This is a genomic window from Caballeronia sp. INML3B, assembly GCF_023631305.1.
In the GTDB taxonomy this organism is placed as follows: Bacteria; Pseudomonadota; Gammaproteobacteria; order Burkholderiales; family Burkholderiaceae; genus Caballeronia; species Caballeronia turbans.
Genome location: NZ_JALQDI010000015.1, coordinates 320,152 through 328,210 on the forward strand (window position 1 = coordinate 320,152; position 8,059 = coordinate 328,210).

The following is an 8,059-nucleotide window of genomic DNA, read 5'->3' on the forward strand; positions in this document are numbered from 1 at the left end:
GTCTTGTCTCCTTTTTTTACATATACTTCGGTGCGAAAAAAAGGGCGCAACGTTTTGTCGCGCCCTTTCTTTTTCTCTGTGGCGAGTGTTCGACTCACACGGCGCGGTTTAGCCGAGCTCTTTCACCAGTTCCGGCACGACCGAAAACAGATCGCCGACGAGACCGTAGTCGGCCACGCTGAAGATCGGCGCTTCGGGGTCTTTGTTGATCGCAACGATGACCTTCGAGTCCTTCATGCCCGCGAGATGCTGAATCGCGCCCGAGATGCCGACGGCCACATACAGTTGCGGCGCGACGATCTTGCCGGTCTGGCCCACTTGATAGTCGTTCGGCACATAGCCAGCATCGACGGCCGCGCGCGATGCGCCCAGCGCCGCGTTGAGCTTGTCGGCGAGCGGCTCCAGCGTCTTCGTGTAGTTCTCGCCGCTGCCCAGACCACGTCCGCCCGACACGATGATGTGCGCGCTCGTCAGTTCCGGACGGTCGAGCTTCGTCACTTCGCGGCTCACGAACTGCGAGATGCCCGCATCGGCTGCGGCTTCGATCTTTTCAACCGCAGCATTGCCGCCTTCTGCCGCGACCGGATCGAAACCCGTCGCGCGCACCGTGATCACCTTGATCGGATCGCCCGATTGCACCGTTGCAATCGCATTGCCCGCATAGATCGGACGCTCGAACGTGTCGGCGCTATCGACCGCGGTGATATCGCTGATTTGCGCGACATCCAGATGCGCAGCGATGCGCGGCGCAATGTTCTTACCGTAAGCCGTCGCGGGCGCCAGAATGTGCGAATAGTCCTTCGCGATATTCAGCACCGTCGCTTCGACGTTTTCTGCCAGGCCTTCGGCGAGTTGAGGCGCATCGGCGAGCAGCACTTTGCTGACGCCCGCGATCTTTGCCGCTGCATCCGCCGCGCCTTGCGCATTCGAGCCTGCAACCAGCACATGCACATCGCCGCCAATCTTCGCCGCCGCCGCAACGGTGTTCAGCGTCGCTGCCTTGATCGACGCGTTATCGTGTTCCGCAATTACCAGAATCGTCATGTTTTCTCCGCGTGTGTGTCGATCAAAGCACCTTGGCTTCGGTCTTGAGCTTCTCGACCAGCGTCTTCACGTCGGGCACCGTGATGCCTGCGCTGCGCTTGGGCGGCTCGACGACCTTCAGCGTCTTCAGACGCGGCGCGACATCGACGCCCAGATCAGCGGGCTTCACCGTCGTCAGCGGCTTCTTCTTCGCCTTCATGATGTTCGGCAGCGTCACATAGCGCGGCTCGTTCAGGCGCAGATCGGTCGTGACTACAGCGGGCAGCTTCAGCGAAAGCGTCTCAGCACCGCCATCGACTTCACGCGACACCGTTGCCTTGCCATCCGCGACTACGACTTTCGATGCGAACGTCGCCTGCGGCAGACCCGCGAGCGCGGCCAGCATCTGACCGGTCTGGTTTGAATCGTCATCGATTGCCTGCTTGCCGAGAATGACGAGCTCGGGCTTCTCCTGATCGACCAGCGCCTTCAGGATCTTCGCCACCGCCAGCGGCTGCAGTTCATCAGCGGATTCGACGAGAATCGCGCGATCCGCGCCGATGGCCAGCGCCGTACGCAGCGTCTCCTGACACTGCGTCACGCCGCACGATACGGCGATCACTTCCGTCGCGACACCCGCTTCCTTCAGACGCACCGCTTCCTCAACGGCGATCTCGTCGAAGGGGTTCATCGACATCTTCACGTTGGCGATATCGACGCCCGTGTTATCCGACTTCACCCGGACCTTCACGTTGTAGTCGACCACGCGCTTGACTGGCACCAGAATTTTCATGCACACGCTCCAAAGTTACGATTACGTCAACCCAGCGTCATTATACGAGCGACGCGCTGGCTAGCCCCCGCGGAATCGGGTGGGTTGAGTCGTCATGCAATAGGTATGGGCTGAATTTTATCGAACGATCGTTCTATTTCTATCCACAAAAACCCGAAGATCGCCATGAAAACGATTACCAGGCCGTGATTACCGCCCCTGCGTACTTGCCTTCAACGAACTGCTTCACCTCCGGCGAATGATAAGCGGCGATCAGCTTGGCGACCCACGGCTTGTCCTTGTCGGCCGCGCGGATCGCGATGATGTTCACGTACGGCCCATGCGGATCTTCGATGGCGATCGCGTCCGACTTCGGCTTCAGCCCGGCTTCCATCGCGAAATTCGTGTTGATGGCGGCGGCGTCGACGTCGTCGAGCGAGCGCGGAATCTGAGCCGCGTCGAGTTCGACGATCTTCAGCTTCTTCGGATTCTCGACGATATCAAGCGGCGTCGCCTTCAGGCCTGCGTCCGCGCGCAGCTTGATCAGGCCTTGCTTTTGCAGCAGCAACAATGCACGCCCGCCGTTGGTCGGATCGTTCGGCACCGCGATGCGCGCGCCATTGCCGAGCGCCGGCAGCGATTTCAGCTTCTTCGAGTAGATGCCCATCGGGAACGTCACGGTATCGGCGACCCTGATGAGCTTGTAGCCGCGATCCTTCACCTGCGCGTCGAGATACGGCAGATGCTGATAGCTGTTCGCATCGAGGTCGCCGGCGGCGAGCGCGGCGTTCGGCTGCACGTAGTCGGAGAATTCGACGACGGTGATCTTGAGCCCGTTCTTCGCGGCGACCTGCTTCACCACGTCCATGATCTGCGCGTGCGGGCCGCCGGTCACGCCCATCTTGATGGCGTCCTCGGCGTGCGCGACACCGTTGAACAGCGTTGCGCCCAGAAGCGCGGCGGCGAACTTCAAAACGAATCGACGTTGCATGATTTTCTTGAGTGATTATTTATGGCTGAGACGGCGAACGAGCCAGTCGCCGAACGATTGCACGAGTTGCACGAACACGATGAGGATAACGACGACGGTGATCATCACTTCGGGCAGGAAGCGCTGATAGCCGTAGCGGATGCCGAGATCGCCGAGACCCCCGCCGCCGATCGCGCCCGCCATCGCCGAATAGCCGACGAGCGACACGAACGTGATGGTGAGCCCCGCGACGACACCCGGCAGCGACTCCGGCAACAGCACCTTGAAGACGATCTGGCGCGTGGTCGCGCCCATCGCCTGGGCGGCTTCGATGAGACCGCGATCCACTTCGCGCAGCGCGGTCTCGACGAGCCGTGCGATGAATGGCGCAGCGGCGATGGTCAACGGCACGACAGCGGCCGCGGTGCCGATCGACGAGCCGACGACGAGGCGCGTGAACGGAATCACCGCAACGAGCAGAATGATGAAGGGCGTCGAGCGCACCGCATTGACGACGCCGCCGAGCACGCGATTCACGCCGATGTTCTGCAACACGCCATCGCGATCGGTCAGATAGAGCAGCACGCCGAGCGGCAGGCCAACGGCCGCGCCCACGAGTCCCGAGATGCCGACCATGATCAGCGTTTCCCAGAACGACTGCACGAACATGTCGAACATTTCACTCAACATGGGACAACTCCTCCACGACGACACCTTGAGAACGCAAATACTCGATCGCCTCCGCGATCTTCACCGGCTGGCCGCCCGCGAGCACCGCGAGCGAGCCGAACGCCTGCCCCTGAATTTCATCGATCTGGCCGTGCAGGATGTTGAAATCGAGCTCGTAGCGGCGGATCGTCTCCGAGAGAATCGGCTGATCGACGCCCGAGCCGGTGAACGCGAGCCGCAGCAAATGGCCGCTACCCGTCTTAAGACGTTCGATGACGCGCGCCTTCAACGCGGGCGGCAACTCGTGCGCGATTACATCGCCGATCAGCGCGCGCGTGACTTCGTGGTGCGGCTGCATGAAGACATCGACGACCTTGCCCTCTTCCACCACGCGGCCCGCGTCGAGCACCGCGACGCGATCGCACACCTGCTTGATCACTTCCATCTGATGCGTGATGAGCACGATCGTGAGACCCAGCTCGCGATTGATCTTGCGCAGCAGATCGAGAATCGCGCGCGTGGTTTCCGGATCGAGCGCGGACGTGGCTTCGTCCGACAGCAGCACTTGCGGCTTGCTCGCGAGCGCCCGCGCGATGCCCACGCGCTGCTTCTGCCCGCCGCTGATCTGCGCGGGGTATTTGTCCTTGTGCGTCGTGAGGCCGACGAGATCGAGCAGCGGCAAAACGGCCGCCTCGATCTCCGCGCGCTTCTTGCCGGCAAGCTCGAGCGGCAACGCGACGTTGTCGTACACCGTGCGCGAGCTCAGCAAATTGAAGTGCTGAAAAATCATGCCGATATCGCGGCGCGCCGCACGCAGATCGTCCTTGCCGAGCGTCGTGAGATCGCGTCCGTCGACGATCACGTTGCCTTCGCTCGGCCGCGTCAGCAGATTGATGGTGCGCACCAGCGTGCTCTTGCCCGCGCCGCTGCGCCCGATGATGCCGAACACTTCGCCGGCGGGAATCGTCAGATTGACGTTGTGCAGCGCTTCGACCCAGCCCCGGGGCCCCGCGAAGCGTTGCGAGAGATTGCGTATTTCGATCATGAAAAATGCAAACGGCGGAAGGCTCGCCGGGTGAAACGCACCCGGGCCGCCGGCCGCCGCCTGTTCGTACTCGTAGCTGTGTAGTCGCCCGAGATTTTACCGGACGCGTTACATTCTGTTTAATAATGATTTCAGATCGGCTAATAACGCGGAGATATTTACAGCCCATGTCCCGGAACGTTTATTCGACGAGCGCCGTCACGACGCGCAACGGCGCGGAACTGTTCCTGCATCGCTGGCAGCCCGCGCCGGAGGTCGAACTCAGGGCGCGCGTCGCGCTCGTTCACGGCCTCGGCGAGCACGCGGGACGCTACGACGCGCTCGCGATCGCGTTGAACGCGGCGGGCATCGAACTGATCGCAATCGATCTGCGTGGGCATGGGAAGTCGTCAGGCGATCGGGCGTGGGTGCGCGTGTTCACTGATTATCTGCGCGATGCCGACGTGTTGCTCGAAGCGTGCGCCGCGACGCCGCCCGTCGCCACGCCCCTTTTTCTGATGGGCCACAGCATGGGCGGCACGGTCGCGGCGCTCTATGCCGCAGAACGCGCGCGGGAGAGAAAACTGGCCGGATTGATTCTGTCGAGTCCGGCATTGAAGATTGGCGCAGGCACGCCTCGCTGGAGGGCGAAATTGTCCCGCATCGTCGGGACCGTGGCGCCGCGCCTTGCCGCGTTCAGCATTGACCCGGCGCTGCTTTCGCGTGCGCCGGGCGTCGTCGAAGCGTACAAGCGCGATCCGCTCGTGCTTCACGGCGCGGTCCCGGCGCGCACCGCCGCGCAGATTCTCGCCGCGATGGAGCGCCTGGCGACGAAACGCCGCGACATCACACTGCCGCTTCTCGTCTTCCACGGCAGCGCCGACGCGATCTGCGATCCTGCCGGCAGCCGCGAATTCGAAGCGAACGCGGGATCGACGGACAGCACGCTCGCGATCCACCAAGGCAGCGCCCACGAAACGCTCAACGATCTCGACCGCGAGCGCGTGATCCGCGAGCTCATCGACTGGATTCTGGTGCGCGCCGACTACGCGCGCACGCACGCACCCGGCTAGATTTCCGCGAGTACTCGCAGATGCGCGACGACGCTGCGTCCGAGCGCCGACAGGTTGTAGCCGCCTTCGAGACAGCTCACGATGCGCCCCTGCGCGTGACGCTTCGCCACCGCGCGAATCTGCTCGGTGATCCACGCGTAATCGTCCTCGACAAGACCCATGTTGCCCATGTCGTCTTCGCGATGCGCGTCGAAGCCGGCGGAGAAGAAGATCATCTGCGGCTTGAAATCCTCGAGCCGCGGCAGCCACAACAGGTCGACGACTTCACGCACCTCCATGCCCTTCGTGCGCGCGGGCAGCGGCACGTTGACCATGTTCGGCGCGTGATTATCGGCGCCGCTGAACGGATAGAACGGGTGCTGGAAGAAGCTGCACATGAGCACGCGCGAGTCGCCGCTGAACGCGGCCTCGGTGCCGTTGCCGTGATGCACGTCGAAATCGACGATCGCGACCCGCTGCAGTCCGTGCACTTCGAGCGCATGACGCGCGGCGACCGCGACGTTGTTGAAGAGGCAGAAGCCCATCGCGCGCGCGGGCTCCGCGTGATGGCCCGGCGGGCGCACGCTGCAGAAAGCGTTGTCGTAACGTCCTTCGATTACGGCATCGGTGGCCGCGATCGCCGCGCCCGCAGCGCGCAACGCGGCACGATAGGACTCGGGGCACATCGACGTATCCGGATCGAGTTCGCTTCTCCCCGACTCCGGCGTGCGGCTCTTGATGTAGTCGATGTGCGCCTGCGTGTGCACGCGTGCGAGTTCGGTTTCCTCGGCGAGCGGCGCTTCCTCGCGCTCGATGAGCGAATCGATCCGGCTCGCGATCAGTTGATCCTCGATCGCCTGCAACCGCGCCGGACATTCGGGATGCCATTGGCCGTTGTCGTGCCGGAGGCAGTCGGGGTGGGAGTAGAAGCCGGTGGCCATGATGTCTCGCAATGCCGCTTTCGTCGGCTCTTGTCTCGTGTTTTTTCGTCATACGCGACCACGTGCCGCGCATTTGACGTTAAGTTACCACACCGTTTGGCGCGTCCGCCGTCGCCCGGGCATACGGGCAGTCCGGGCGCGAAGCGTCGGTTATACTGCCCCGACGCCTTGCCGGGCGAGCGCTTGCGCGCAGCATGTTGCAGGCCGTTGCGTTCCGTTAAGAATCGTTGCAGAGCGTTTCGCATGGATTCACCCTCACAGACGTTCTGGCCGCTCGCGCATCAGGCATCGCCCCTACCGCCCCCAACCACGCACACTATGACTTTCCAGTTTGCTCCGTTCGACTTCACGGCTTCGTTCACGCCGGCAAAGCGCGCACTCATTGCTTCCCTCGTCTGCGCGCTCGGCTTTCTCTCCGGCAACAGTGCCTTTGCGCAGTCGCAGCAGCCGCAGGCCGCGACGCCGCAAGGGCAGGTGTTCGAAGAAGAGATCGTGCCGCAGCGTTACGCGAACAATCCGAATGTCGATGCGTTCATCAACGACATGGTCGCGCGCTACGACTTCGATTCGTCGGCGCTGCATGACCTGTTCTCCCGCGTGAGTTATTCGGCGACGGCGGCGAAGCTGGTCCTGCCGTCCCCGACGCCGCAAGCCAAAAACTGGCGCGCGTATCAGGGGCGTTTCATCGAGCCGGTGCGCATCAATGCGGGTGTGAAATTCTGGCGTGCGAATCAGGCGACGTTGCAGCGCGCCGCGGAGCAATTCGGCGTGCCGCCTGAGGTGATCGTCGGGATCATCGGCGTGGAGACGATCTATGGGAAATACATGGGCAACTTCCGCGCGCTCGACGCGCTGACCACGCTCACTTTCGATTATCCGAACACGCCGAACCGCACCGAGCGCATGGCGACCTTCCGCAAGAATCTGGAAGACCTGCTCGTATGGACGCGCGATTCGCAGATCGATCCGACGACCGTGCTCGGTTCGTACACCGGCGCGATCGGCATTCCGCAGTTCCTGCCGAGCAGCATCGTGCAATACGCGGTCGATTACGACGGCAACCGCCGTATCGATCTGCGCACGAGTCCGGCGGATGCCATCGGCAGCGTGGCGAATTATCTGAAGCAAAACGGCTGGGAGCCGGGGCGGCCGGTCGTGTGGCGTATCGCCGGCGACGTCGGCAGTCAGGGCATCGCGCAGGCCGCCGCCGATGGTTCGCCGGAGCCGAAGTGGTCGCTCGCGCAACTGACGAAGGCCGGCATGCTGCTCGACGAGCCGCGACTCAACATCGAGGCTGAAGCGCCGACGCCGCTCACCGTGGTCGATCTGCCCACGCCCGGCCGCGCGACCGAATACACGCTCGGACTGAAAAACTTCTACGTGCTCACGCGTTACAACCGCAGCTTCTTCTACGCGCTCGCGGTGTATCAACTGGGCGAGGCGGTAAAGGCGCGCATGATGGCGGGCGATACGGGTACGAACCCGCAGTGACGTCCTGTCCGCGCTGAAAAACAAAACCCCGGCAAGCCGGTAATGCCGTTCAGTTAAGGTCTTTTCTTAGATAACGAACGGTGTACCGTTTAGGGCGGGATTTGACGACCCGGTCGC

The 8,059-nt window shown here is 62.8% G+C and carries 8 protein-coding genes; 2 read left to right on the forward strand and 6 right to left on the reverse strand.

Annotation, left to right across the window (positions count from 1 at the left end):
- Positions 1–108: 108 nt before the first annotated feature.
- The 5 genes from NCS58_RS10655 to NCS58_RS10675 form a co-directional block, all read right to left on the reverse strand.
- Positions 109–1,044 (reverse strand): electron transfer flavoprotein subunit alpha/FixB family protein, encoded by a 936-nt coding sequence (locus NCS58_RS10655; protein ID WP_061120489.1) that lies wholly within the window; start codon positions 1,042–1,044, stop codon positions 109–111.
- A gap of 22 nt (positions 1,045–1,066) precedes the next feature.
- On the reverse strand, positions 1,067–1,816 hold the full coding sequence (locus NCS58_RS10660; protein WP_061120488.1) for an electron transfer flavoprotein subunit beta/FixA family protein: 750 nt from the start codon (positions 1,814–1,816) through the stop codon (positions 1,067–1,069).
- A gap of 175 nt (positions 1,817–1,991) precedes the next feature.
- A complete protein-coding gene (locus NCS58_RS10665; RefSeq protein ID WP_250538391.1) occupies positions 1,992–2,786 on the reverse strand; it encodes a MetQ/NlpA family ABC transporter substrate-binding protein in 795 nt (264 codons plus the stop codon).
- Positions 2,787–2,801: 15 nt separating this feature from the next.
- The gene (locus tag NCS58_RS10670; RefSeq protein ID WP_061120486.1) at positions 2,802–3,455 is read right to left on the reverse strand and encodes a methionine ABC transporter permease; all 654 of its coding nucleotides are present in this window, start codon (positions 3,453–3,455) and stop codon (positions 2,802–2,804) included.
- Positions 3,445–4,479, reverse strand: a complete 1,035-nt coding sequence (locus tag NCS58_RS10675) for a methionine ABC transporter ATP-binding protein (RefSeq protein ID WP_061120485.1) — start codon at positions 4,477–4,479, stop codon at positions 3,445–3,447. The genes NCS58_RS10670 and NCS58_RS10675 overlap by 11 nt, the downstream gene beginning before the upstream one ends.
- A gap of 167 nt (positions 4,480–4,646) precedes the next feature.
- Here NCS58_RS10675 and NCS58_RS10680 point away from each other — a divergent pair, with 167 nt between their 5' ends.
- Entirely contained in the window at positions 4,647–5,531 is an 885-nt protein-coding gene (locus tag NCS58_RS10680) for an alpha/beta hydrolase (protein WP_250538392.1), read from the forward strand.
- On the opposite strand, the gene NCS58_RS10685 is transcribed toward NCS58_RS10680, so the two are convergent.
- Positions 5,528–6,451 carry a histone deacetylase family protein gene (locus NCS58_RS10685; protein WP_250476923.1) on the reverse strand — a complete coding sequence of 308 codons (924 nt, stop codon included), beginning with the start codon at positions 6,449–6,451 and terminating at the stop codon, positions 5,528–5,530. The genes NCS58_RS10680 and NCS58_RS10685 overlap by 4 nt on opposite strands.
- 318 nt (positions 6,452–6,769) lie before the next feature.
- Here NCS58_RS10685 and mltB point away from each other — a divergent pair, with 318 nt between their 5' ends.
- On the forward strand, positions 6,770–7,942 hold the full coding sequence (gene mltB, locus NCS58_RS10690) for a lytic murein transglycosylase B (RefSeq protein ID WP_086961420.1): 1,173 nt from the start codon (positions 6,770–6,772) through the stop codon (positions 7,940–7,942).
- Positions 7,943–8,059: the final 117 nt, after the last annotated feature.

Excerpts from the sequence above, each read along its gene's own strand:
- NCS58_RS10655 (WP_061120489.1), bottom strand. The coding sequence starts at position 1,044 with ATGACGATTCTGGTAATTGCGGAACACGATAACGCGTCGATCAAGGCA.
- NCS58_RS10660 (WP_061120488.1), bottom strand. The coding sequence starts at position 1,816 with ATGAAAATTCTGGTGCCAGTCAAGCGCGTGGTCGACTACAACGTGAAG.
- NCS58_RS10665 (WP_250538391.1), bottom strand. The coding sequence starts at position 2,786 with ATGCAACGTCGATTCGTTTTGAAGTTCGCCGCCGCGCTTCTGGGCGCA.
- NCS58_RS10670 (WP_061120486.1), bottom strand. The coding sequence starts at position 3,455 with ATGTTGAGTGAAATGTTCGACATGTTCGTGCAGTCGTTCTGGGAAACG.
- NCS58_RS10675 (WP_061120485.1), bottom strand. The coding sequence starts at position 4,479 with ATGATCGAAATACGCAATCTCTCGCAACGCTTCGCGGGGCCCCGGGGC.
- NCS58_RS10680 (WP_250538392.1), top strand. The coding sequence starts at position 4,647 with ATGTCCCGGAACGTTTATTCGACGAGCGCCGTCACGACGCGCAACGGC.
- NCS58_RS10685 (WP_250476923.1), bottom strand. The coding sequence starts at position 6,451 with ATGGCCACCGGCTTCTACTCCCACCCCGACTGCCTCCGGCACGACAAC.
- mltB (WP_086961420.1), top strand. The coding sequence starts at position 6,770 with ATGACTTTCCAGTTTGCTCCGTTCGACTTCACGGCTTCGTTCACGCCG.